The organism is Pseudomonas sp. L7, assembly GCF_046605565.1.
Lineage (GTDB): Bacteria > Pseudomonadota > Gammaproteobacteria > Pseudomonadales > Pseudomonadaceae > Aquipseudomonas > Aquipseudomonas wayambapalatensis.
In genome coordinates this window covers 4,049,366-4,072,461 of sequence record NZ_CP176784.1, presented here as the reverse complement: position 1 = coordinate 4,072,461, position 23,096 = coordinate 4,049,366, and the positions used below count along the sequence as shown (strand labels likewise).

Here is a 23,096-nt window from a genome sequence, read left to right as displayed (position 1 = left end):
GCAGAGGAATAGGTCGGTACCGCGTCGTCCTTTTCGCGGGTAAACCCGCTCCCACAGGTATCGCGCAGGCCTGGAAGCTTGTGCTGCACCTGTGGGAGCGGGTTTACCCGTGAAAGGGCCGTGTCAGGCGCTGGAAAACCCCGCCGTCACTCCATCTCGATGATCACCTGCTCCTGCCACTTCTGCGGCAGGGCCTTGGAGGTCTTCTCCCAGGCGTCGGCGTTCTTGATCGGCTGGGCGGCCTGGTACTGCTCGTTGGGCAGCAGCTTGGCCTGCACATCGGCTGGCAGCTTCAGGTGCTCGGCGCGGATCGGGCGGGCGTGGCCGATGGCCAGGTTGGTCTGGCCGGCGTCGCTGAAGATGTATTCGCGGGCAAGCTTGGCGGCGTTCGGGTGCTTGGCGTATTTGTTGATGATGGTGGTGTAGCCGGAAATCACCGAGCCATCGGACGGGATCAGCACTTCGAAGCGCTTCGGATCGATCTGCTCGCGGTAGCTCAGGCCGTTGAAGTCCCAGACCACGCCGACTTCCACTTCACCTTTCTCGAGGGTCTGGATGGTCGGGTTGGCCAGCGACAGGCGCTTCTGCTGGGCCAGCTTGGTGAACAGTTGCAGGCCCGGCTCGATATTGCTTTCGTCGCCCTTGTAGGCGATGGCGGCGGCCAGTACACCGTTGGCAGCCTGGGCTGCGGTGCCGACGTCACCAATGGCGACCTTGTACTTGCCCTTTTCCAGGTCATGCCAGGTTTTCGGGCGTTCGTCTTCCTTGACCAGGTCCTTGTTGATGATGAAGGCGATGGTGCCGGTATAGGCCAGCGCCCAGTGACCGTCCTTGTCCTTGGCCCAATCCGGCACTTGGTCCCAGGTGCTCGGCTTGTAGGGCTGGGTCACGCCCTTGTTCACGGCGATCGGGCCGAAGGCGGCGCCGACGTCACCGATGTCGGCACTGGCGTTGTCTTTTTCAGCGTCGAACTTGGCGATTTCCTGGGCCGAGCTCATGTCGGTGTCGCTGTGCTTGAGGCCGTACTTCTTGGCCAGGTCATCCCAGGTGCCTTTCCAGTTGGCCCAGGCATCCGGCATGCCCACGCTGTTGACCGTGCCCTCCTTGCGGGCGGCGTCTTCCAGGGCCTTGAGGTCGGTATCGGCGGCCATGGCCGTGGTGCACAGGGCGATGGCCGAGCCCAGCAGTGACGCCATGAAGAACTTTTTCATCCGAAGCTCCTTTGGTGGGTGCCTTGCAATCGTTGTTATGAACGCTGTTGTGAATGCTGTGGTGCAGACCTTGCCGAGAACCTTTGGTCTAGGTCAGCAAACCTTGAGCCAAGGTAGGCCTGTTGCATGACAGTTTGATGTAGGACAGGCCCGTCAGCGGGGAGGCTTGGGCCCTGAAAGCAAAGCGTAGACTAGAACCCGGCCCTTTATTCACGCGCCTTGGCCCGATTCTGGCAATCGTGGTGCAAGGGCTTTGTCACAGGATCTTCATCAGCCGTGCCTAGGCTTGCTCTATTCTCCAGTTGCCCTGTTATGGGGCTGGACTAGTCCAGATAGGTAACCTTTGATGCAATCGACCCCACCGCGGGCGGTAACAGCCATCTGCCATGCGCTGCAGGAACAGATCGAACATGGCCTGCTGGCGCCGGGCGGCAAGCTGCCGGCCGAGCGCAAGCTGAGCGAGGTATTCGACACTACCCGGATCACCTTGCGTGAGGCGCTGGTGCAGCTCGAGGCCCAGGGCCTGATCTACCGCGAAGAGCGCCGCGGCTGGTTCGTCGCCCCCGAACGCCTGACCTACGACCTGATCGAGCGCAGCCACTTCCATGCGATGGTGCGCGACCAGGGGCGGGTTCCGAGCACCGAGCTGCTCTCGGCGCGCTTGCTGCCGGCTTCCGCAGCGATCTGTGCGCGCCTGCGGCTGCCGGCGTTGTCGAGTGTGGTACAGATCTGCCGTTTGCGGCGCATCGATGGGCGCGGTGTGTTGTATGCCGAGCACTACCTCAACCCACGCTATTTCCCGGGGATCCTGGCGCTGGACCTGGCACAGTCGCTGACCGAGATCTATGCCCGCGAATATGGCATCCGCTACGGGCAGGTGTGCTTCGAGATCCTGCCGACTGCGTTGCCGGTGGCGGCGGCCATGGCGCTTAGGGTGTCGGCGGGGAGCCCGGGGTTGCACATTACCCGGGTCAACAGTGACCAGCATGGGCACCTGATCGACTGCGACCTGGAGTATTGGCGGCACGATGCGATTCGTATCCAGGCGCAGGCGGGGTAAGGGGCGCTTTTTGCGGGCTTGCCTGCGAAAGGGCCCTAATTGGCGGAGCCAGACTCAGCCATCGCCCCACCCCCTGCCGTCACCACCTGCACCGACAACCGTGGCGTAGCCAGGTCCAGCCCGGCTTCGTCGAGCTGGCGTTTCAATGCCAGGTTGAAGGCCCGCGACACCTCCCACTGCTTGATCGGCGCGGTCTTGAAGCGTGCGCGCAGGATCGCCGAGCCCGACTCGAAACTCTCGACTCCCTGCAGTTCCAGCGGCGACCAGATGTTGCGGCGCATCAGCGGATCATTGCGCAGCTTCTGTCCCACCTCGCGAATCAGGCTGATCGCCTTGTCGATGCTCATGCTGTGCGGGATGGCGACTCGGAAGATCGCATAGCCGAATTCACGCGAGTAGTTCTTGATGCTCTTGATCTCGCTGAACGGGATGGTGTGGACGATGCCGTCGATGTCGCGCAGGCGCACGGTGCGAATGGTCAGGCCCTCGACCGTGCCCAGGTGGCCGCCGACGTCGACATAGTCGTCGATGGCAAGGCTATCCTCGATGATGATGAACAAGCCGGTGATCAGATCGGCCACCAGCGATTGCGCACCGAAGCCGATAGCCAGGCCGATGACACCGGCACCGGCCAGCAGCGGTGTGACGTTCATGCCCATGTTGGCCAGGGCGACGATCACCGCGATGATGAAAATCGCCACGAACAGTACGTTGCGGATCAGCGGCATCATGGTCTGCGCGCGGGCGTTGGCCAGGCCTCGGCGCGAACGCACCAGTGCGTGGTGCACGGCGGTGTCGGCCAGGATCCACACCAGCCAGGCGGCGATCAGGGTGCCTGCCAGGCCCAGCAGGCGCACGCTGACATCATGGCCGTCGCCCTCGGCAAAACCGATCATCGAAAGCCCCCACACGCGCAGGCCCAGTTCGATGAACAGCAACCAGATGCCTAGGTGCACCAGGGCGTAGCCAAAGTTCTTCAGGCGTTCGGTATACACCGCCTGACGTTTGTTGGCGCGCCGAGGTTTGGCGGCGTGGCGGCGCACCAGGCCGTTGAGCACCATGCACACCACCACCAGCACGGTGCACATCAGTGACTGACGCAGGGCGGTGCTGGTGTCGCCGGCAGAGACGAAGGTGGCGAACAGCGAGATCGCCACCAGGATCAAGGCCGGGACGAACCAGAAACTGCCAAGCAGCTCGATGGTGTCGCTGAGTGTGCGCCGGGTCAGGCGCCGCGACAGGGGCTGATTGCGGATCAGGTGCGCAATCGGCCGCCTGAAACGCAGGATGAACAGGCCGGTGCACAGGGCCGCCAGCACGTTGGTCACGGTCGCTATCGCATGGGCCAGGTGTGTGCCCAGTGCAGTGGTCAGGCGTGGATCGCTCATCGCTTCACCGAAGGCGGCGAAGCTGCCGATCAGCCATAACGGACGAAACGCCTGGTGCCGCAGGATATGCAGGGCACGGTGGCGATGTGGGCCGTCGAGCAGAGAGAAGGCAATCACGCAGATCGCCGAAAAGCAGGTGCCGACCACCAGCGCATAGGCCAGGACCATGGCCAGGGATTTGCCCAGCGACGGTGGCAGGGCGAAGCTCAGGTACACGGTGAATACCAGCGCCACCAGCCAGGGCCCGAGCTTGCGCAGGGCGAATCGCACCAGATCCCAGGTCCGTGGGTGTTGGGGCAGTTCCTCGGTCAGCCCGAAGCGGATCCGTACCCGATGGCCGATCCAGTTGAAGGCGTAGGCCAACAGGCTCCACACGGCAATGACCGCAGCGAAGCCGAACAGGATCGCTGGCCACTGGTGCACGGGCACGACCAATGCTGCCAGTTCGGTCTGGGCTTGGTCGATTTCCTGCGACCAGCGCACGAAGGGGCTGGCATCGCCGCTGAACTGCTTTTCCAGGTCGTGCATGGCGTTGCCGATCAGCCCCAGTACGCCCTGTTCCACCGTGGGTTGCGACTGTTTGCTGGCATCGCGCAGTTTCTTCAGGTCGGCCAGCAACTTGGCCCGTTGCTGGTCGTTTTCCAGGCTCTTGATCACCTCGTCCAGTGACTTGTCCAGCGGCTCGGTGGCCTGGGGTTGGGCAGGCGCGCTGCTACCCAGCAAGCCGGGCAGGCCAGCGGCTTGCACCGGAGCGATGAACAGGAAGAGCAGCAGGGTCAGGCAACGGAGAAAGGCGGGCACCGGAAAATCTACCTCAGGTCGATCGATTGCCGGAGTGTAGAGGATTTCTCAGACGAGTTTCTCAAGGATCTTCCAGCACATGATGCCAAAGATGCCGAGGGTGCCGATCCACATCATCAGTACGCCGACATTGCGCTCGCGCAGGCTGAAGCCGATGGTCAGCAGCATCAGGAAAAGGAACACCGGCACGAACAGGGAGAGGAAGGGTGACATGAACAGAATCCTTCTGTTGTCAGGGGCATGCTTGAAGCATAGCGCGTTGAGGGGCGGAGAATTCGCGGGTAAGCCCGCTCCTGCAGGAACGGTGATGCACCTGTGGGAGCGGGTTTACCCGCGAAAAGGCCTATCTGATATCAGGGCAGTTCGCGGCTGCGATAGAACGCCGTCAGCACCTTCACCAGGTGCGCCAGGTCCTGGCTGCCGCACAGCTCGCGGATCGAGTGCATGGCGAAGGTCGGCAGGCCGATGTCGACGGTACGCACGCCCAGGTGGCTGGCGGTGATCGGACCGATGGTCGAACCACAACCCATGTCGCTACGCACCACGAAGCTCTGTACAGGTACTTCTTCGGCCATGCACAGGTGGCGGAAATAGCCGGCGGTTTCGCTGTTGGTGGCGTAGCGCTGGTTGTTGTTGACCTTGATTACCGGGCCGGAGTTGAGCTTGGGCCCATGATTGCCGTCATGCTTGTCGGCGTAGTTGGGGTGCACGCCGTGGGCGTTGTCGGCCGACACCAGCAACGAGCGCTGGATGGTGCGCACGTATTCGTCGCCATCGGGCAGCAGGCGTTGCAGGGTCTGCTCGAGCATCGGGCCGTCGGCGCCACAGGCCGAGCAGGAGCCGACCTCTTCGTGATCGGTGCATACCAGCACGCAGGTTTCGTCGCTCTCGGCGGCCAGTAGCGCCTGCAGCCCGGCATAGCACGACAGCAGGTTGTCCAGGCGCGCGCCTGCGATGAAGTCGCCATGCAGGCCGATGACCGCAGCGCTCTGGGTGTCGTAGAAACTCAGCTCATAGTCCAGCACCACGTCGGCGATCAGGCCGTGCTCGCGGGCCAGTTGTTCGGTGAGCAGGGCGCGGAAGTCGACACGCTCATCGCCGGCGACCTGGGCCAGGATGGGCGGCAGCTCGTTCTGCGGGTTGATCGGCCAGCCCTCGTTGGCGGTACGGTTGAGGTGGATGGCCAGGTTGGGAATGATGGCGATCGGCAGCTTGAAGTCGACCAGTTGGCTCTCGACCTTGCCATCGCGGCGGAAGGTGACGCGGCCAGCCAGCGACAGGTCGCGGTCGAACCAGGGGGCGAGCAGGGCACCGCCATAGACTTCGACGCCCAGTTGCAGGAAGCCCTGGCGCTGCAGTTCGGGCTGCGGCTTGACCCGCAGGCACGGGCTGTCGGTGTGCGCGCCGACCATGCGGATTCCGCCGATCAGGGGCGAATGCTTGCCCAGGCGAATAGCGATGATCGAAGAGTCGTTACGGGTGACGTAGTAGCGCCCGCCAGGCACGGTGGCCCAGCTGTCACGCTCGTCCAGACGCTGGTAACCGGCGGCTTCGAGGCGCTTGGCCAGGCTGGCGGTGGCGTGGAAGGGCGTCGGGGAGGCCTTGAGGAAATCGATCAGGCCGGTATTCAGTGCTTCGCGCATAGCTCACTCCAGACAGCAGTGGCGCGAGTTTAGCGTAAATGGTCCGGGATTTGTGCGGGCCTCTTCGCGGGCAAGCCCGCTCCTACGGGCGCCACGCGATCCCTTAGAATGGCGCCGGACACTCGAACTTCAAGCGCTCCCCGGAAACCGGATGAGTAAAGCTCAGCATCGAGGCATGCAGGCACAGCCGCTCATGGGCCGCCAGTGCCTCGGGGTTGGCATACAGGCGGTCGCCCAGCAGCGGGTGCCCGATCGACAGCATGTGCACGCGCAACTGGTGCGAACGGCCGGTGATGGGCGTCAGCTCCACCCGGCAATGGTCGCCGCAGCGCTCCAGTACGCGCCAGAAGGTCAGGGCATGCTTGCCCTGCTCATGGTCGACCACATGGCGTGGCTTGGTGGGCGGATCGTAGCGCAGCGGCAGGTCGATGCTGCCACTGTCGAGCGTCGGCTGGCCCCAGCACAGTGCGGTATAGGCTTTCTCCGTCTCGCGGTCGTGGAACTGGCGCGACAGCTCGCGGTGACTGTCGGCATCGCGGGCCAGGAGAATGATCCCGGAGGTTTCCCAGTCCAGGCGATGGACGATCAGCGCGTCGGGATAGCCGTTTTCCTGCAGGCGGGTGATCAGGCAGTCCTTGTTGTCCTCGGCACGGCCCGGCACCGACAGCAGCAGGGTCGGCTTGTTGATCACCAGGATGGCGGCGTCTTCGAAGAGGATCTGGATGTTCGACAGCGGCATGTTCAGCGGTTCTCTGTAAAGCACTGTGGGAGCGGGCTTGCCCGCGAAGAAGCCCGGTAAAAGTGCCAGGGTGATGGCGCCTGTACCGGGCTTTTCGCGGGCAAGCCCGCTCCCACAGGGGATCGCGGTGTGGCAGGGGATCCTGTCAGCGATCCGGCAAGGTGATGTTCAGTTCCAGAATCGAGCAGCTGCCCTGGTTTTCCAGCTCGATATGCACGTCATCGTTGCCGATATTCACATACTTGCGGATCACTTCGAGCAGTTCTTTCTGCAGCGCCGGCAGGTAGTCCGGTTCGCTGCGCTGGCCGCGCTCATGCGCCACGATGATCTGTAGACGCTCTTTCGCTACCGACGCACTGGTCTGTTTCTGTCTGCCACGAAAGAAGTCAAAAAGGTTCATGGTTTATTTGCCTCCAAACAGGCGCGCGAAGAATCCTTGCTTCGGCACTTCGATGAAGCGCAGAGGCTTCTCTTTACCCAGCAGGCGGTCGACGGTATCGCTGTAGGCCTGGCCGGCGTCGCTCTGGTCGTCGAGGATGACCGGGATACCCTGGTTGGATGCCTTGAGGACCGCTTGCGACTCGGGAATGACGCCCTTGAGCTTGATCGCGAGGATCTCTTCGACGTCGGCGATGCTGAGCATTTCGCCCTTTTCCACGCGCTCGGGGTGGTAGCGGGTGATCAGCAGGTGTTCCTTGATCGGCTCTTCGCCGTTTTCGGAGCGGCGCGACTTGCTCGACAGAATGCCCAGCATGCGGTCGGAGTCACGAACCGAGGAGACTTCCGGGTTGGTCACGACGATGGCTTCGTCGGCGAAGTACATCGCCAGGTGCGCGCCTTTCTCGATACCGGCCGGGGAGTCGCAGATGACGTAGTCGAACTGCTCCTTGAGCTCCATCAGGACCTTTTCGACGCCTTCCTGGGTCAGGGCGTCCTTGTCGCGGGTCTGGCTGGCGGCCAGCACGAACAGGTTCTCAAGGCGCTTGTCCTTGATCAGGGCCTGCTGCAGGTTGGCTTCGCCGTTGACCACGTTGACGAAGTCGTACACCACGCGGCGTTCGCAGCCCATGATCAGGTCGAGGTTACGCAGGCCGACGTCGAAGTCGACGATCACAGTCTTGTGCCCGCGCAATGCGAGGCCGGTACCGATGGCGGCGCTGGTGGTGGTCTTGCCCACACCCCCCTTGCCGGAAGTAACCACGAGAATCTTGGCCAAGGTGTTTCACCCCTAAATAAACGGGACCCGAAGTCCCAGCAAATGCAAAAAAGGCAACGGTGGAAAAGTTGCTCTTAAAATGGCGGCAGTATCCGTTAAAGACGGGTGATGTTCAACACGTCGCCGACCAGGCTCACCTGCACGCCCGAACCCCACAGCGGGTCGCGGCGCAGGTCTTCGCAGACCTTGTACTGACCGGCGATGGAGACCATCTCGGCAGTCATCTGCTGACAGAAGATCCTGGCCCGGGTGTTGCCCTTGATACCGGCCAGTGCGCGGCCACGCATGGCGCCGTACACATGGATATTGCCATCGGCGAGAAGTTCCGCACCCGGGCTCACCGAGGCGGTCACCACCAGATCGCCGCCCTGAGCATAGATCTGCTGGCCGCCACGTACAGGACTGGTGATGATGCGGGTCGGGCGAACCTCGGGTTCGGCGGCCACAGCGGGTGCCGGAGCGGGCTCGACTTTCTTCACTTCCGGCTCAGGTTCCAGCGGGCGTTCGCGGGCGCCGGAGGGCGGCAGGACCGGCAGGTCGATGGCGATCGCTGCGGCGATGTCCTCGATCCGGCTGGCGCGGATCGCCAGGGTGCGCAGGCCATGGTGACGGCAGATGCGCATCAGCCCTGGCAGGTCGATGGCGCCTTCGTCGGGCGGCAGCTTGTCCAGGGCCAGCACCAGCGGTGTGTTGCTGAAGAAATTGGGGGCCTGCGCCACTTTCGCCGCCAGTTGGCGGTCGAGGGCTTCGAGGTCGTTGCGCGCCAGCTCCAGCACAGTGATGGCGAGCATGCTGCCCTTGAGCTGGAACACGGTGGCGGAGTCGGGTGTCTGGTTGAGGCTCATGGTCTGCATAGACGACTTGTTGCGAAAAAAGTGCCCTGACTTATAACGATAAGACCGATTGGCCGCAACCTGCGGCCAAAGGTTGTAGAATGCCAGGCCTTTGTCTTACCGGAAGCTTCAATGGATCGTCCGCGTTTTCGTCCCTACTTCCTCCATCCGCGTTTCTGGGGCCTGTGGCTCGGCCTGGGCCTGCTGTGGCTGGTCGTGCAGTTGCCTTACCGAGCCTTGCTGCGGCTCGGCAGCGCCCTGGGCGCCGTGATGTATCGCCTGGCCGGCGAGCGTCGGCGTATTGCCGCGCGCAATCTGGAGCTGTGTTTCCCGGCACTGTCCGGCGACGAACGGCAGCGCCTGCTGAAGGAAAACTTCGCCTCCACCGGCATCGCCTTCTTTGAAATGGCCATGAGCTGGTGGTGGCCCAAAGCCAGGCTTGCCCGCCTGGCGCACATCGAAGGTCTGGAGCACCTGCAGGCAGCCCAGCGTGACGGCCAGGGCGCCATCCTCATGGCGGTGCATTTCACCACGCTGGAGATCGGCGCGGCCCTGCTTGGGCAGGAGCACACCATCGATGGCATGTACCGCGAGCACGGCAACCCGGTGTTCGACTTCATCCAGCGGCGCGGTCGCGAGCGGCACAATCTCGACTCCCTGGCGGTGGAACGCGAGGACGTGCGAGGCATGCTCAAGCTGCTGCGCGGCGGGCGGGCGATCTGGTACGCCCCGGACCAGGACTACGGCACCAAGCAGAGCCTGTTCGTGCCGCTGTTCGGCATTCCCGCCGCGACGGTGACTGCGACCACCAAGTTCGCCCGGCTGGGCAAGGCGAGGGTGATTCCGTTCACTCAGAAACGCCTGGAAGATGGCAGCGGCTATCGTCTGGTGGTGCATGCGCCACTCGAGGACTTCCCGGGGGAGAGCGAGGAGGCCGACTGTCTGCGCATTAACCAGTGGGTCGAGAGTGTGCTGCGCGAGTGCCCCGAGCAGTACCTGTGGGCGCACCGGCGCTTCAAGTCTCGGCCCGAAGGGGCGCCGCGGCTGTACGACAAGAAGAAGCGCTGATCCGGGGTAATGGCTGCAGGCCCTTTCGCGCCCCGACTTGCCCGCGAAGGGGCCGATCCTGACAAAACCGACAAACCAGGAAGGAACCGATGGCCCCACCCCCGACCACTGGCCTGATCCTCTCCGGCGGCGGCGCCCGCGCTGCCTACCAGGTCGGCGTGCTCGCCGGCATCGCCGAGCTGCTGCCAGCTGGCGCGCCCAACCCCTTCCCGGTCATCGTCGGCACCTCCGCCGGGGCCATCAACGCCGTGACCCTGGCCAGCGGTGCCACCCGCTTTGGCGATTCGGTGCAGCGCCTGACCCGCTTCTGGCAGAACTTTCGCAGCCACCTTGTGCTGCGCAGCGACTGGCCCGGGGTTGTGCGTCAGGCCAGCCGTTTCGTCAGCCATAGCCTGCTGGGTCTAGGTCGGCAGATGCCGGTGGCGCTGCTCGACAGCAGCCCGTTGCGAGCGCTGCTCAAGGCGCATCTGGACCTGGACGGCATCCACCATGCCCTGGCCAGCGAGCAACTGCGCGCGGTGGCCGTAACCGCCTTTGGCTACGAGTCCGGCCAGGCGGTGACCTTCTATCAAGGCGGCGAAGCGATCGAGCCCTGGCTGCGGCACCGGCGTATCGGTGTGCCCACCGCGCTGAGCGTCGAGCACCTGCTGGCCAGCTCGGCCATCCCGTTGCTGTTCGCCCCGGTGCGCCTGGGTGACGAGTACTTCGGTGACGGCGCGGTGCGTCAGTCTGCGCCGATCAGCCCGGCGTTGCACCTGGGTGCCAGCCGCGTACTTGTGGTGGGGGTCAGCGGTAACCCGCAGCGCCCCGCGCCGCCGATGCACAGTGCGCGGGTGTTCAGCGGGCAGCAGCCGAGCCTGGCGCAGATCGGTGGGCACATGCTCAACAGTACCTTCATCGACAGCCTCGAGGACGATATCGAGTTGTTGCAGCGCCTGAATCACCTGAGCCACCTGATGCCTGCACATCTGGACGCCCGCCGTCTGGGCCTGGCGCCGATCGAAGTCCTGGTGGTGGCGCCCAGCCAGCCGCTGGACGAGATCGCGGCACGTCATCGGCGCGAGTTGCCAGCGGCGTTGCGCCTGTTCCTGCGCGGGCCCGGAGCGACCAGGACCAGCGGGGCCGGTGTACTCAGCTACCTGTTGTTCGAGGCGAGCTACTGCAGTGAGCTGATCGAACTGGGGCGCAGCGATGCCCTGGCCAAGCGCCGGGAATTGCAGCAGTTTCTAGGGCTGGTGGGCTGAGGCCGCAGGGCGGCCCCGCCGCACTCACTCTGAAATCTGCAACTTGCGCGCCTGGGTATAGACGTAGCGCACCTTCTCGTACTCGAACGGCGAGTTGGTCTGGCCATAGCGGAAATTGGTGGTGTAGCGCCGGTCGATCGCGCGCAGCAGGAAGATTTCCGGGTGGTCGGTACTGACCTCGGCGACGTTGAGGAAATTCGCCTCGCGCTCGCCCACGTAGTCCACAACCAGGCCCGTGGTGTCGCGCAGGTTCGAGGGTCCGAGGATCGGCAGCATGATGTACGGGCCTTCCGGAACGCCATAGAAGCCCAGGGTCTGGCCGAAATCCTCGCTCTGGCGTGGCAGCCCCATCTTGGTCGCCGGATCCCACAACCCACCCACGCCGATGAGGGTGTTGAACATCAGGCGCGCAGTGATCTCCGCCGAGCGTTTGACCTTGAGCTGCAACACACTGTTGAACAGGTTGGGCACATCCCCCAGGTTGTTGAAGAAGTTGCTCACCCCGGTGCGCACGAAGTGCGGGGTGATGTAGCGGTAGCCATCGACCGCCGGCAGGAACACCCATTGGTCGAAGCGATAGTTGAAGTGGTAGATGCGCCGGTTCATCGATTCCAGCGGGTCGTAGACGTTCAACGCGGCCAGCGTGGAGCGTTCGAACTCGCGCTGGTCGAGGCCTGGGTTGAATTTCAGCTCGCGCAGCGGGTCGAGGAAACCGTCCGACTCCACGCTCGGCGTGTCGACCACATCGGCTTCGATCACGCTGGTACGCGGTGCGGTTTCTGCTGCCAGGGCACTGGTGCTGACGAGCAGGGCGAGGGCAAGTACGAGTCTGTCAGCCACGGAAGAACTCCAGCATGGCGTCGGCATTGACGCGGTAGTTGAGGTTGCCGCAATGGCCGCCGTGTGGATAAAGGGTCAGCCGGTCGCCAAACACCTTGCGCAGGAAACCGATGTCGCCGGGGCCGAGGATCACGTCGTCGGCGTTGTGCATCACGGCGATCTTCGGGCTGTCGCGCAGGTAGTCGGCCAAGGCGTACAGGCTGACCTGGTCGATCAGTTGCAGCAGGCTGTTGCCATCGGTGCGCGCACGCCACATGGGGATCACCTGCTCGGTCAGGTAGCAGTCGAAGTCGCATTGCAGGGCACGTTTGAAGAACGGTGTGAGGCTGCTGCCTTCGGTGATCGGGAACTTCGGCGGGATGATCAGGCCGCGGCGGTTGATCAGGTCGGAGGTGAAGGCGATGTCGGCTGCCGAGAAGCGGAACGAGGTGCCGATCAGCATGGCCATCTGTTCGTTGGACAGGTGCTGGCGTGATTTCTGGAAGTCGTAGAGCAGGGCGTCATTGAGGTCGATGTAGCCCTTGTCCTGGAAGTAGCGAGTGAGTTTTTCCAGCATCAGTTCGTAGAACGTGGTGCTGCGGTCGATGCCCTTGACCTGGGTCTGCACCAGTTTGTCGAGGTTGTTGATCGAGGTGTACAGGTTCACCGGCGGGTTGAGCAGCAGCACGCGCTTGAAGTTGAAGCTGCGCCGGGTTTCGTCCAGGTGGCTGACGAACGCGGCATCCAGGGCGCCGAGGCTGTAGCCGGTGAGGTAGAACTCGCTGACCGGCAGGCGCGGGTGCTGGGCGCGTACGGCTTGCATGACCCGATACAGGTCTTCGGCATCCTCGCGGCTTACGCCCGGTGTGGCGAAGCGTGAGGCGGCGCTCATGAAGTCCCAGCTGGTGGGAGAAGACAGCTGCACCACGTGGTAGCCCGCCTGGTAGAACAGTTTTTTCAGGTATTCGGCGATGGTACTGCTGTAGGGCGCGCCGGTGCCTGCGATGATGAACACCAGGGGCGCTTCTTGGTCCTGGCGTGCCAGGCGGTAGCGGAGTTTTTTCACCGGCCAGAAGTTGTCCGGCAGGGTGAATTCGCGCTCCGGGCGCAGGTTCAGGCTGTAGTCGGACTGGTTGATATCGTCGTCGCTGGGCAGCGTCGGGCGCTGGTCGGGCGGCGTAGTGGCAATGGTCGCCTCGAACGGATTGGTCAAGGGATAGCCGTAGGTGGCGGGGTCTATGTCCCGCGCGGAAGCGGCCGCAGCCAGAAACAGGCCGCACAGCAGGCCGACGAGGCGCAACGGTCGAAGCATGGAGAGTCCCCCGGGAGAACGGCAAGGCAATGTGGAGCTAGGACCATCGCGCCCAAGGCAAAGTTGCCTTGTGCGCTGTCCTTTATTGTTGCGGATGTTGCCGCGAAGTTGGCCGCTGCGGCAATGACCGCTTTCTCGACATTAGCCGAACCGAGCCATTTTGCCTTGCGCGGCAAGCCTGGGGGATTATCCTGAGCGCCGGTTACATTTTCTGGAGCTGTACATGATTCGTTCGTGGCCTGTCGTTGCCTTGCTGCTGTTTTTGCCGTTGTGGCTGGCGGCCAGTTATGGCGTGCGTTTCGGCCTGATGGAAGACGGGCAGTGGGTAGGCCTGTGCGCGGTGCCTGGCGAGCACTGGCAGTGCCAGGCGCGGTCGCTGCTGGGGTTGTGGATTCACTTCCAGGTGATCGGCTGGGTGGCGTTGGGGCTGGCCTTGCTGTGCCAGGTGCTGCCGGGACGGCTTGGTTGGTGGGGGGCGGTGCTGGCGCTGGTGGCCGGGGTGCCTGCGCTGGTGTTGTACACGGCCAGTCTGGCGGTGTTTGCGGTGGTTCTGGCGGGGTTGAGGTTGGTCAGGGTTTCCAGCTAGCAGGTTTTTGCGGGTGTTCTTTTCGCAGGCAAGCCCGCGGAAAGAACACCGCCGTCTCAAGCCCTGCGCAAACTGCGCCAAAGGGCAGCGACCATCAGCACACTGACCGCCAACCAGGCCCAGGCCTGATGGTTGTGCAGCCCTTCCTGATACAACTGCGGCGCAATCCCCGCGCCGATGATGAACGCCAGCAGCGCCACCTCGGCCCTGCGCGCCGCAACCGGCCGCAGCAGGTACACCAGGGCCGGCAGCAGCAGCGCTGCACTGGGGAAGCTGCGATAGCGCGGGTCGAAGACCATTGCCAGCATGCTCACCGCCGCTGCGAACCCCGCTGCCAGCAGCCACCAGCCTGCGCGAGCCTCGAGCCAGACGAACAACCGCTCGCGCCAGCCTTCGCGTCGGGCCAGGGCCAGCGCGGCATGGGCCAGTACCAGCAGGTTCAGGCCTGCCAGCCCTGCCGCCCACAGCCACTCGGCGGCAAAGCGTGCATTGGTGCGCATCAGCTCGCCCCACAGCCCCAGGCTGCCCGCGCCGACTGCCGCCAGCAGCGGCAGCAGCAATGCCGCACGGGCATGCGCCGGGCGCCCGGCCAGCCCCAGGGTCGCCAACACCAGCAAGGTGCTGACCAGCCACCACTGTGGCCACAGTGGCAGGTTGCTGACGGGCCCTTCGAGCACGCCTTTGTCCTGTCGATCAGCGTCGTACAGCCCCCAGTAACCGCCCACGGCGCCTTCGCTGGCGCGTTTCCAGGGCTGGTCGAACGCTTCGATCAGGTTGTAGCGCCAGCCGTTGGCCTCGGCCATCGCGACGAAGCCACGAATGAAGCGCGCCTCGTTGACCCGGCTTGGTTCTGCGGTCTCGCGTTGCCGGCCTTCGCTGGGCCAGCCGGTCTCGCCGATCATGACGTCCTTGGGCGCAAAGCGATTGCCGAACACCTGGCGCACCTCGGCGACATGCGCGAGGGCGTCCTCGATCCCGCGTGGATCGTCCTCCCAGTAGGGCAGCAGGTGGATGGTCAGGAAGTCCACCGCCGGCGCCACTTCCGGGTGCTGGAGCCAGAAGTCCCAGACATCGGCGTAAGTGACCGGGACCGTCACCTGGCGTTTCACCCGGGTGATCAGTTCGGCCAGGCGTTGGCCTGTGACTTCCTTGCGCAGCAGCGCTTCGTTGCCGACGATCACTGCGCTGACCACGTCCGGGTTGGCGTTGGCCGCCTCGATCAGCAGCGCGACCTCCTTGTCGGTATCCACCGGGTTGGCGTTGACCCAGGCACCGAGCATCACCTTCAGGCCGTGCTTGCGCGCCAGCGCCGGAATCGCCTCCAGCCCGGTCATCGAATAGGTGCGGATGCACTGGAAACGCTCGGCCAGCAATGCCAGGTCGGCGTCCATGCGCGCAGGGCGCAGGCGAAACGGCTGGTCGAAGGGTGATTGGTCCTTGTCGAAGGGGGTGTAGGAAGCGCACTGCAACTTGTGCGTCGGGCTGGCCGCATCGGGCAGGCGCACCGGCTTGCCCAGTCCATACCAGAGTGCACCGAGACCGAGCACGGCGAACAGGCAGGTGATCAGGTAGAGGAGGGTGGTGCGGGGCGTGCTTGGCATCGAGCGGTCCATCGTCTGGCGCGGGTCATCGGTTCAGAGTCGCTGATAGTAGCCCGGCGCCAACAGTTTGGCATGCAAGGATCGCGCAGAACCCTGCGCGTGGATGACGCTAATGGCCAAGTGCTGTCGCTTATCGTTGGGTAAAGGTCGCTGACGGAGCAGGTCGCACTGTGTTGCAGGTTGATGATGCAATCTCCAAGACCTGACGAGGGGATGCTTTGATGGCGACTACTACAAGAATGCGACGTTTCCTGGGCGTGACTGGCGCCCTGGTCTTGACCATGGGTGCTGCACAGGCCATGGCCAAGGAAGTAAGCATCGGTTACGTGGACGGTTGGGCCGATAGTGTCGCGACCACCAACGTGGCTGCCGAAGTGATCAAGCAGAAACTTGGCTACGACGTGAAGCTGCAGGCGGTGGCCACCGGTATCATGTGGCAGGGGGTGGCGACCGGCAAGCTCGACGCCATGCTCTCGGCCTGGCTGCCGGTGACCCACGGCGAGTACTGGAGCAAGAACAAGGATAACGTGGTCGACTTCGGCCCGAACTTCAAGGATGCCAAGATCGGCCTGATCGTGCCTGAGTACGTCAAGGCCAACAGCATTGCCGATCTCAAGACCGATAGCAGCTTCAAGCAGAAGATCGTGGGTATCGACGCAGGCTCCGGGGTGATGCTCAAGACCGAGCAGGCGATCAAGGACTATGACCTCACCGGCTACAAGCTGACGGCAAGTTCAGGCGCAGCGATGACGGCGGAACTTGGCCGCTCCTATGCCAAGCAGCAGTCGATCGCGGTGACCGGCTGGGTGCCGCACTGGATGTTCGCCAAATGGAAGCTCAAGTTCCTCGAAGATCCGAAAGGCGTCTATGGCGCGGCGGAAACCGTCAACAGTATTGGCAGCAAGGAGTTGGCGAGCAAGGCGCCGGAAGTGGCCGAGTTCCTCAAGAAGTTCCAGTGGCAGTCCAAGGACGAGATTGGCGAGGTGATGCTGGCCATTCAGGAGGGCGCCAAGCCTGAAGCGGCGGCCAAGGACTGGGTGGCCAAGCATCCGGAGCGGGTCAAGGAGTGGACGGGTAAATAACCGATAGGGTCTTTATGAAAAGCCTTGAGACGAAGGTCAGGCAAGGCGAAAACAGCCGAGGAACGGTCGGAGTCGCGCTCGACTTTACGGGTTGTAAATGAGCATTCCGACCGGGCTGGCGCACCAGGCTGTTTTCAACGCAGCATCACCGAGTATCAAGGTTTTTCATACAGAGCCTAGGGCCAGTGGGTACTTTTCGCGGGTAAACCCGCTCCCACAAAGTGCGCATTGGCCCTGACTTTGTTACCCAAACGGTAAAAGACTGTTGCATCTAAGACTAAGGTCGTCTGGTTGGCGTCCACCGGCAGCATAAAGTTAAGGCGGGTTCTCCCCTTACTGTGTTGCTGCTAGGACAAAAACAATGAACGACAGCATCTACCGATCGATACAAGAAAGTCCGCGCTTCAAGGAGCTGGTCACCAAACGTGAACGTTTCGCCTGGCTCCTTTCGGCGATCATGCTCGGCCTCTACTGCGGCTTCATCCTGCTCATCGCCTATGGCCCGCAGATTCTCGGCGCCAAGCTCAGCCCCGGCTCGTCCATCACCTGGGGCATTCCCCTGGGGGTAGGCCTGATCCTCTCGGCCTTCGTCCTCACCGCCATCTACGTGCGTCGTGCCAACGGTGAATTCGATGAGCTGAACAAGGCGATCCTGAAGGAGGCGCAGCAATGATTCGTCACGCCAAAACCCTGGCCGTACTGGCCTGCGGTGCCTTTGCACCCGCCGTGTGGGCTGCCGATGCAATCAGCGGCGCGGTGCAGAAACAGCCGTTGAACATGTCGGCGATCATCATGTTCCTGGCCTTTGTCTGCTTCACCCTGGGGATCACCTACTGGGCCTCCAAGCGCAACAAGTCGGCGTCGGATTACTACGCGGCGGGCGGGCGCATCACCGGTTTCCAGAACGGCCTGGCAATTGCCGGTGACTACATGTCGGCGGCCTCTTTCCTGGGGATTTCCGCCCTGGTGTTCACCTCCGGCTACGATGGCCTGATCTACTCGATCGGTTTCCTTGTCGGCTGGCCGATCATCCTGTTCCTGATCGCCGAGCGCCTGCGCAACCTGGGCAAGTACACCTTCGCCGACGTCGCCTCCTATCGCCTCGGTCAGAAAGAGATCCGCACCCTGTCGGCCTCGGGCTCGCTGGTGGTGGTGGCCTTCTACCTGATCGCGCAGATGGTCGGTGCCGGCAAGTTGATCGAGCTGCTGTTCGGCCTGGACTATCACGTCGCGGTGATCCTGGTCGGCATCCTGATGTGCCTGTACGTGCTGTTCGGTGGCATGCTGGCCACGACCTGGGTGCAGATCATCAAGGCCGTGCTGCTGCTCTCCGGTGCCAGCTTCATGGCGCTGATGGTGATGAAGCACGTGGGCTTCGACTTCAACACCCTGTTCTCCGAGGCCATCAAGGTACATGCCAAGGGCGAAGCGATCATGAGCCCGGGCGGCCTGGTCAAGGACCCGATCTCGGCCTTCTCGCTGGGCCTGGCGCTGATGTTCGGCACCGCGGGCCTGCCGCACATCCTGATGCGCTTCTTCACCGTCAGCGACGCCAAGGAAGCGCGCAAGAGCGTGCTGTATGCCACCGGTTTCATCGGTTACTTCTACATCCTGACCTTCATCATCGGCTTCGGCGCCATCCTGCTGGTCAGCACCAACCCCGACTTCAAGGACGCCGCTGGCGCCCTGCTGGGCGGTAACAACATGGCGGCGGTGCACCTGGCCGATGCCGTGGGTGGCAGTATCTTCCTCGGCTTCATCTCGGCGGTGGCCTTCGCCACCATCCTCGCCGTGGTGGCCGGCCTCACCCTGGCAGGCGCTTCGGCGGTTTCCCACGACCTGTACGCCAGCGTCTGGCGCAAGGGCAAGGCCAACGACAAGGACGAGATCCGCGTGTCGAAGATCACCACCGTCGCCCTGGGCGTCCTGGCGATCGGCCTGGGTATCTTGTTCGAGAAGCAGAACATCGCCTTCATGGTTGGCCTGGCCTTCTCCATCGCCGCAAGCTGCAACTTCCCGGTACTGCTGCTCTCGATGTACTGGAAGAAGCTGACCACCCGCGGCGCCATGATCGGCGGCTGGATGGGCCTGATCAGCGCGGTTGGCCTGATGATCCTCGGCCCGACCATCTGGGTGCAGATCCTCGGTCACGAAAAAGCCATCTATCCGTACGAGTACCCGGCGCTGTTCTCCATGATCATCGCCTTCGCGGGTATCTGGTTCTTCTCGGTCACCGACAAGTCCAAGGCTGCCGATGACGAACGTGCACTGTTCTACCCGCAGTTCGTTCGCTCGCAGACCGGCCTGGGTGCCAGTGGTGCGGTTTCCCACTGATCGTTGATGCCGAGTACGACGCCCCGCCTGCCGGGGCGTCGTCGTTTCTGGCTGATGGCATTTTCCTATCCCTGGGAAATTTCCCAAGCTCGCTGGGAAGGGTCTGAGTTAATGCGTCGATTACTCCGCGAATAATGGGCCAGGTGACGCAGTCAAGCGTTATTCCGCCTCATTACTTCAAGGAGATTTCCTCATGAAACGTCTGTTCATGACCCTGCCCCTCGCGCTGTTCACCGCCGCATCGGCATATGCCGTCGACCCTATCGAAAAGCAGGTCCAGGTCACCGCGCAGGTGCCTACCGATGCCTTCTTCGTCGAGCCGGTGGGCGGCAACTGGATGAACGACCCGCAGGAACTGGCCTGGAACTCGTTCCGCAGCGAACTGCAGCCGATCCGCAAGCAGTTGCAGGTCAAGAGCACCGTCGGGCCGATCACCGCCTACCTGGTGTCGCCGGCGACGGTCAGCGACGGGGTGAACAGCATCGGCCTGGATGTGTCGGTGGCCGGCACCACGCTCAGCACCACCTCCACCGAAGTCATCAGCGCGGCCCAGGCGGCGCCGGGTGCGGTGGTCGGTTTCGAGATCGCGGCTCAAGCCGCGCCAGCCGGCGGCTATGTGCCCGGCAGCTACCAGGGGCTGGTGAGCATGATGTTCGAAACCGCCATCCCCTGATTCGCCCACTCCCTGCTTCCCATTGCCCGTTGCCGCCTCTGTCTGCTGCTTGTCAGGGCCGGGCGGGCATTGTCTGCCATGATGCCTATGTCAATCTTTCAGCCTATCCCTGTCGCGCTCCGCCATTGCCTGCTCGTGGGCGCCTGCATCGCCTTGATGCCCCGGGTCGGCCTTGCTGCCACTGCGACCCTGGGGCGGGTCGAGGGTTTGCCCCGCGAGTTCGAGGGGCATTTCTTCGATGTGCCGCTGGCGGTGCGGGTGGACCTGGACGGCCGCTACCTGGGTGACGCCCTGGTGGTACTGGGGCGTGACGAGCAGGTGCAACTGCTCGAGTTCACCGAGACCGACGAGAGCCGCGAGCCCGAAAGCCTGCGCCAGCGCTGGCAAGAGCGTCTGGCACGACCGCGACCGCTGGGCGATTGTCTGCAGGATTGTCCCGACGGGCTTCAGGCCGTGCACTACAGCCTGGTCAACTCGCAGTTGTCTTTGCTCACCCTGCAGGCCGAAAGCGCCGGGCAGGCACCTCGCTTTCATCGACCGCCAGAGCAGGGAAGCACAGGCCTGCTGCTGCGCAATCAGCTCAATCTGGTCGGTGATGGACGCGGCGGCACGGGGCGCTTTGCATTACAAGGCCAGGGCAGCATCGGCCACTGGACCGCCCTGGCCGACGGACAACTCGACCGTGGCAGCGAGGCCGACGCCTCGACCCGCTATCACGTCGAGCAGCTATATGCCGAACGCCTGGTCGAAGATCACTTCTACCGGCTCGGCTACTTCACCCCGAGCGCCCAGGGCCTGACGCGCCAGCCAAGGCTGAACGGGGCCAGCGCCGACACCACGCTGGGGGTGATGTTCGGCAGCAGCGATGGGTTGACCCTGGACACCGGCATGCCCAGCGCCACCCCGATCTACGTCACCCCTGACCGGCCGGCGATCGTCGAGATCTACCGCAACGGTGTGCTGATCAACAGCCAGCCTGTGCAGCCTGGCTTGCAGACCCTGGACACTCGTGTGCTGCCCGGTGGCATCTACGAGGTCGAGGTGCGTCTGGTCGAGGATGGCCAGGTCACCTCGCGCGACCAGGCATTCATCTACAAACCCAGCAACTGGAGCAGCCGCGGCGGACGTTGGCGCTACAACGTCTACCTGGGACGACAGAGCAGCGTGCTGAGCAACTGGTCACGCGAGCATGACGACAGCCTCAGTGGCGGCGTCCTGGCCAACTACCTCTTGCATCCACGCGCAGTGGTGGGGGTTTCCGTGCAGCAGATCGATGAGCAGCAGCAGTTCGGCACCTCGCTGGACTGGGATGTGCACGAGCGCTTCAAGCTGTATGGCAACCTCTATCAGGCCCGGGGCTATGGCAACGGCTACGACCTGCAGGCCGTCGGCAACTTCGAGCGCACCTCCCTGGTGGCCAGCCACAGCCGCTCCTGGCTCGCCCCCGAGACGACCACCCAGCGCCCTCATGCGGCGCAGTCGACCCGGCAGACCTCGGTGTCGCTGAGCCAGCGCCTGGACCCGCGCCACACTGCCAATCTGCGGCTGTCGCACAGCCGCGGAGGCAGCGAGGGCGTGGGCTTGGACCTGGGGTGGTCGTACTACGGGCGGCTGTTCGGCTCCGATGCCAACTGGCGGCTGTCGGTGTTCGACCGTCCCGGTACGCTGGCCACCGGCGAGTCACGCAGCCGCGGGGTCAACCTGGCCTTGAGCATGAGCCTGGGAGGCGGCAAGGGGCGGCGTTTGTCGGCGACCGTCGGCACCCGCACGTCTCGCGACGGCGGGCGCGACGTCAACACCTCGCTGGCCTACCAGCAAGACCTCGAGCTCGGGCCGCTGCGCAGTGTCGGTGCAACGATGAGTGCCGACCGCTATGGCGTGGGGCTCGGCGGCGATACCCAGTTCGAAAGTGAGGTGATGCATGGCGATGCCTACGTGCAGCAATCCTCCTACAACGGCGAGTTCAGTGGTGGGGTGAACCTGGAGAGCCTGCTCGCGCTTGGGGGCGGCAAAGTCGCCCTGAGCGGCCAGTACCTGCCGCATCAGGCGGGCCTGATCGTCGACGTCGACAGTGACTTGCCCGACCTGAAACTGCACGCCGACGACCCCAATGGCACCACGTCACTCCTGCGCCCCGGGCGTAACGTGATACCGGTCGCGGCCTACAAGCCTGGCAGCGTGCAGTTCGATTTCGACGGTGTCGACGCGACGGCGGCGCTGATCCAGCCCGCCAGCCTGGATTACCACCTCAACCGAGGGGGTATCGCTTATCGCCAGTTGCGGGTGATGCGCACGGTCATGGTGCTGGGGCGGTTGTTCGACGACAAGGGCCAGCCTCTGCGTGGCGCGCAGGTGATCAATGACGCCAGCCGCAGTGTCACCGAAGTCGATGGTTTCTTCGCTGTGGAAATGAGCGAGTCGACACCGACCCTCGAAGTGCGTCTCAAGGGGGCCGCGGTCTGTCTGCTGGCGCTGGACACCTCGCGGCTGGTACGTGAAGGCGACGTATTGCTGGCTGGCGACCAGCAGTGCCGGCGTGGCGAGCTGGCAGGCGAGAGCAGGGCGGGCATGGATACAGGCAGTTGAAGGGAAGAGCAGTTTTTCCTGCTTTTTGTAGGAGGTTTCTCATCACGTTTTGGGAAGTGTCGTTCGCATCGCTGCATGGCCACGTGATCGACGCCCCCCTAATATCCTATTGAATATATGGAGATTTATCGCATGGGTATCCGTAGCCTGATGGCCCTGCTGCTGGCGCTGCCGCTGTCACTTCACGCGGCCCCCGAACTGAATATCGGTGGCCTCTACGACTACCTCGAAGGTGATCGCAGCACCCTGCTGAAACGGGTGCGCAATGGTGGCGATACCACCGCCTTCGTCAAGATCAGCGTTGTGGAGCTGGTGTACGACGCCGACGGTCAAGCCCGTGAAGTCGCGACCGATGGATTGGCGCTCGAGCAGCGAGGGCTGGTGGTCAGCCCCGCGCGGCTGATCGTGCCGGCTGGTGGAATGCAGGCTGTGCGCCTGCTCTATCGCGGCCCGCGAGACCAGGAGCGCTATTACCGCCTGCGCTTTTTACCGGTGCTGCCTGAGCGCGGCGATGACTTTGCCGTCGATGAACAACAGGCGCGCAGCTACCGTGAGCACTTGCAGGCCGGGGTCAACCTGCTGGCCGGTTACGGCTCGCTGCTGTTCGTACGTCCGCAGCAGCCACGCTTCGATACCCGGATCCGCCGCCAGGGTGGTCAACTGGAGGTGACCAACGCCGGCAACGCCAGTGTGGTCCTGGATCGTTTCCGTCAATGCCACGCGTCGGCGCAGACCTGTGACGCGGCCACCAAGCATCACTTGTTGCCGGGGCGTAGCCGACAATTCAATGGCCATGTGGAAAAGGAACATCGCTTCGACCTGCATGAAGGGGCCGAACGCCGCGATGTCGTGGTGGAAGGATGAGCCGCCTTGCAGGACGCGGTCGCCTTGCGCATGTCG

The 23,096-nt window shown here is 63.6% G+C and carries 21 protein-coding genes; 10 read left to right on the top strand and 11 right to left on the bottom strand.

The genetic code is table 11. The annotated features are described in order from the left end of the window. Positions 1 to 146: 146 nt before the first annotated feature. On the bottom strand, positions 147 to 1,211 hold the full coding sequence (locus ACK3BK_RS18760; RefSeq protein ID WP_411383061.1) for an ABC transporter substrate-binding protein: 1,065 nt from the start codon (positions 1,209 to 1,211) through the stop codon (positions 147 to 149). 346 nt (positions 1,212 to 1,557) lie between these two features. Here ACK3BK_RS18760 and ACK3BK_RS18755 point away from each other — a divergent pair, with 346 nt between their 5' ends. Beyond that, positions 1,558 to 2,271, top strand: coding sequence for a UTRA domain-containing protein (locus ACK3BK_RS18755; protein WP_186667051.1), 714 nt, complete (start codon positions 1,558 to 1,560; stop codon positions 2,269 to 2,271). A 35-nt stretch (positions 2,272 to 2,306) separates the two neighbouring features. Here the strand turns inward: ACK3BK_RS18755 and ACK3BK_RS18750 are convergent, their stop codons facing one another. The 7 genes from ACK3BK_RS18750 to minC form a co-directional block, all read right to left on the bottom strand. After that, positions 2,307 to 4,460 (bottom strand): mechanosensitive ion channel family protein, encoded by a 2,154-nt coding sequence (locus ACK3BK_RS18750; RefSeq protein WP_186667050.1) that lies wholly within the window; start codon positions 4,458 to 4,460, stop codon positions 2,307 to 2,309. A 48-nt stretch (positions 4,461 to 4,508) separates the two neighbouring features. Further along, the gene (locus ACK3BK_RS18745; RefSeq protein ID WP_411383060.1) at positions 4,509 to 4,673 is read right to left on the bottom strand and encodes a hypothetical protein; all 165 of its coding nucleotides are present in this window, start codon (positions 4,671 to 4,673) and stop codon (positions 4,509 to 4,511) included. 140 nt (positions 4,674 to 4,813) lie between these two features. Continuing rightward, positions 4,814 to 6,103, bottom strand: a complete 1,290-nt coding sequence (locus ACK3BK_RS18740; protein ID WP_054895571.1) for a M18 family aminopeptidase — start codon at positions 6,101 to 6,103, stop codon at positions 4,814 to 4,816. Between the two features lie 103 nt (positions 6,104 to 6,206). Further along, a complete protein-coding gene (locus ACK3BK_RS18735; protein WP_186710175.1) occupies positions 6,207 to 6,842 on the bottom strand; it encodes an RluA family pseudouridine synthase in 636 nt (211 codons plus the stop codon). Between the two features lie 145 nt (positions 6,843 to 6,987). Beyond that, complete coding sequence (gene minE, locus ACK3BK_RS18730; RefSeq protein ID WP_003252572.1) at positions 6,988 to 7,242, bottom strand: cell division topological specificity factor MinE; 255 nt, start codon at positions 7,240 to 7,242, stop codon at positions 6,988 to 6,990. 3 nt (positions 7,243 to 7,245) lie between these two features. Then, on the bottom strand, positions 7,246 to 8,058 hold the full coding sequence (gene minD, locus ACK3BK_RS18725) for a septum site-determining protein MinD (RefSeq protein ID WP_054893840.1): 813 nt from the start codon (positions 8,056 to 8,058) through the stop codon (positions 7,246 to 7,248). Between the two features lie 95 nt (positions 8,059 to 8,153). After that, entirely contained in the window at positions 8,154 to 8,912 is a 759-nt protein-coding gene (gene minC / locus ACK3BK_RS18720) for a septum site-determining protein MinC (RefSeq protein WP_186667044.1), read from the bottom strand. A gap of 111 nt (positions 8,913 to 9,023) precedes the next feature. Between minC and ACK3BK_RS18715 the strand changes: the two genes are divergently transcribed. Continuing rightward, positions 9,024 to 9,959 (top strand): lipid A biosynthesis lauroyl acyltransferase, encoded by a 936-nt coding sequence (locus ACK3BK_RS18715; protein WP_186667042.1) that lies wholly within the window; start codon positions 9,024 to 9,026, stop codon positions 9,957 to 9,959. 89 nt (positions 9,960 to 10,048) lie between these two features. After that, positions 10,049 to 11,203: a patatin-like phospholipase family protein gene (locus tag ACK3BK_RS18710; protein WP_186710173.1), complete on the top strand. Its 1,155-nt coding sequence runs from the start codon at positions 10,049 to 10,051 to the stop codon at positions 11,201 to 11,203. A 24-nt stretch (positions 11,204 to 11,227) separates the two neighbouring features. Here ACK3BK_RS18710 and ACK3BK_RS18705 read toward each other — a convergent pair whose 3' ends face one another. Together ACK3BK_RS18705 and ACK3BK_RS18700 are read right to left on the bottom strand one after the other, a co-directional pair. Beyond that, complete coding sequence (locus ACK3BK_RS18705; RefSeq protein WP_186667038.1) at positions 11,228 to 12,070, bottom strand: VacJ family lipoprotein; 843 nt, start codon at positions 12,068 to 12,070, stop codon at positions 11,228 to 11,230. Then, positions 12,036 to 13,334, bottom strand: coding sequence for a serine/threonine protein kinase (locus ACK3BK_RS18700; RefSeq protein WP_411383059.1), 1,299 nt, complete (start codon positions 13,332 to 13,334; stop codon positions 12,036 to 12,038). The genes ACK3BK_RS18705 and ACK3BK_RS18700 overlap by 35 nt, the downstream gene beginning before the upstream one ends. 223 nt (positions 13,335 to 13,557) lie before the next feature. Here ACK3BK_RS18700 and ACK3BK_RS18695 point away from each other — a divergent pair, with 223 nt between their 5' ends. Beyond that, positions 13,558 to 13,920 (top strand): hypothetical protein, encoded by a 363-nt coding sequence (locus ACK3BK_RS18695; protein WP_186710168.1) that lies wholly within the window; start codon positions 13,558 to 13,560, stop codon positions 13,918 to 13,920. Between the two features lie 56 nt (positions 13,921 to 13,976). Here ACK3BK_RS18695 and ACK3BK_RS18690 read toward each other — a convergent pair whose 3' ends face one another. Continuing rightward, positions 13,977 to 15,533, bottom strand: coding sequence for a beta (1-6) glucans synthase (locus ACK3BK_RS18690; protein WP_411383058.1), 1,557 nt, complete (start codon positions 15,531 to 15,533; stop codon positions 13,977 to 13,979). Positions 15,534 to 15,742: 209 nt separating this feature from the next. Between ACK3BK_RS18690 and ACK3BK_RS18685 the strand changes: the two genes are divergently transcribed. The 6 genes from ACK3BK_RS18685 to ACK3BK_RS18660 all read left to right on the top strand — a co-directional run bounded on the left by ACK3BK_RS18685 (position 15,743) and on the right by ACK3BK_RS18660 (position 23,060). Next, on the top strand, positions 15,743 to 16,603 hold the full coding sequence (locus tag ACK3BK_RS18685) for a glycine betaine ABC transporter substrate-binding protein (RefSeq protein WP_186667030.1): 861 nt from the start codon (positions 15,743 to 15,745) through the stop codon (positions 16,601 to 16,603). 361 nt (positions 16,604 to 16,964) lie between these two features. Further along, positions 16,965 to 17,276: a DUF485 domain-containing protein gene (locus ACK3BK_RS18680; RefSeq protein ID WP_186667029.1), complete on the top strand. Its 312-nt coding sequence runs from the start codon at positions 16,965 to 16,967 to the stop codon at positions 17,274 to 17,276. Next, entirely contained in the window at positions 17,273 to 18,937 is a 1,665-nt protein-coding gene (locus tag ACK3BK_RS18675) for a cation acetate symporter (RefSeq protein ID WP_054893849.1), read from the top strand. Before ACK3BK_RS18680 ends, ACK3BK_RS18675 begins: the two co-directional genes overlap by 4 nt. Positions 18,938 to 19,130: 193 nt before the next feature. Next, positions 19,131 to 19,610 carry a CS1 type fimbrial major subunit gene (locus ACK3BK_RS18670; protein ID WP_411383057.1) on the top strand — a complete coding sequence of 160 codons (480 nt, stop codon included), beginning with the start codon at positions 19,131 to 19,133 and terminating at the stop codon, positions 19,608 to 19,610. An 87-nt stretch (positions 19,611 to 19,697) separates the two neighbouring features. Next, on the top strand, positions 19,698 to 22,196 hold the full coding sequence (locus tag ACK3BK_RS18665) for a TcfC E-set like domain-containing protein (RefSeq protein WP_411383056.1): 2,499 nt from the start codon (positions 19,698 to 19,700) through the stop codon (positions 22,194 to 22,196). Positions 22,197 to 22,328: 132 nt separating this feature from the next. Then, on the top strand, positions 22,329 to 23,060 hold the full coding sequence (locus tag ACK3BK_RS18660) for a molecular chaperone (RefSeq protein WP_186710164.1): 732 nt from the start codon (positions 22,329 to 22,331) through the stop codon (positions 23,058 to 23,060). Positions 23,061 to 23,096 lie beyond the last annotated feature (36 nt).

Excerpts from the sequence above, each read along its gene's own strand:
- ACK3BK_RS18760 (WP_411383061.1), bottom strand. The coding sequence starts at position 1,211 with ATGAAAAAGTTCTTCATGGCGTCACTGCTGGGCTCGGCCATCGCCCTG.
- ACK3BK_RS18755 (WP_186667051.1), top strand. The coding sequence starts at position 1,558 with ATGCAATCGACCCCACCGCGGGCGGTAACAGCCATCTGCCATGCGCTG.
- ACK3BK_RS18745 (WP_411383060.1), bottom strand. The coding sequence starts at position 4,673 with ATGTCACCCTTCCTCTCCCTGTTCGTGCCGGTGTTCCTTTTCCTGATG.
- ACK3BK_RS18740 (WP_054895571.1), bottom strand. The coding sequence starts at position 6,103 with ATGCGCGAAGCACTGAATACCGGCCTGATCGATTTCCTCAAGGCCTCC.
- ACK3BK_RS18735 (WP_186710175.1), bottom strand. The coding sequence starts at position 6,842 with ATGCCGCTGTCGAACATCCAGATCCTCTTCGAAGACGCCGCCATCCTG.
- minE (WP_003252572.1), bottom strand. The coding sequence starts at position 7,242 with ATGAACCTTTTTGACTTCTTTCGTGGCAGACAGAAACAGACCAGTGCG.
- minC (WP_186667044.1), bottom strand. The coding sequence starts at position 8,912 with ATGCAGACCATGAGCCTCAACCAGACACCCGACTCCGCCACCGTGTTC.
- ACK3BK_RS18715 (WP_186667042.1), top strand. The coding sequence starts at position 9,024 with ATGGATCGTCCGCGTTTTCGTCCCTACTTCCTCCATCCGCGTTTCTGG.
- ACK3BK_RS18710 (WP_186710173.1), top strand. The coding sequence starts at position 10,049 with ATGGCCCCACCCCCGACCACTGGCCTGATCCTCTCCGGCGGCGGCGCC.
- ACK3BK_RS18705 (WP_186667038.1), bottom strand. The coding sequence starts at position 12,070 with ATGCCGACGCCATGCTGGAGTTCTTCCGTGGCTGACAGACTCGTACTT.
- ACK3BK_RS18700 (WP_411383059.1), bottom strand. The coding sequence starts at position 13,334 with ATGCTTCGACCGTTGCGCCTCGTCGGCCTGCTGTGCGGCCTGTTTCTG.
- ACK3BK_RS18695 (WP_186710168.1), top strand. The coding sequence starts at position 13,558 with ATGATTCGTTCGTGGCCTGTCGTTGCCTTGCTGCTGTTTTTGCCGTTG.
- ACK3BK_RS18690 (WP_411383058.1), bottom strand. The coding sequence starts at position 15,533 with ATGGACCGCTCGATGCCAAGCACGCCCCGCACCACCCTCCTCTACCTG.
- ACK3BK_RS18685 (WP_186667030.1), top strand. The coding sequence starts at position 15,743 with ATGGCGACTACTACAAGAATGCGACGTTTCCTGGGCGTGACTGGCGCC.
- ACK3BK_RS18680 (WP_186667029.1), top strand. The coding sequence starts at position 16,965 with ATGAACGACAGCATCTACCGATCGATACAAGAAAGTCCGCGCTTCAAG.
- ACK3BK_RS18675 (WP_054893849.1), top strand. The coding sequence starts at position 17,273 with ATGATTCGTCACGCCAAAACCCTGGCCGTACTGGCCTGCGGTGCCTTT.
- ACK3BK_RS18670 (WP_411383057.1), top strand. The coding sequence starts at position 19,131 with ATGAAACGTCTGTTCATGACCCTGCCCCTCGCGCTGTTCACCGCCGCA.
- ACK3BK_RS18665 (WP_411383056.1), top strand. The coding sequence starts at position 19,698 with ATGTCAATCTTTCAGCCTATCCCTGTCGCGCTCCGCCATTGCCTGCTC.
- ACK3BK_RS18660 (WP_186710164.1), top strand. The coding sequence starts at position 22,329 with ATGGGTATCCGTAGCCTGATGGCCCTGCTGCTGGCGCTGCCGCTGTCA.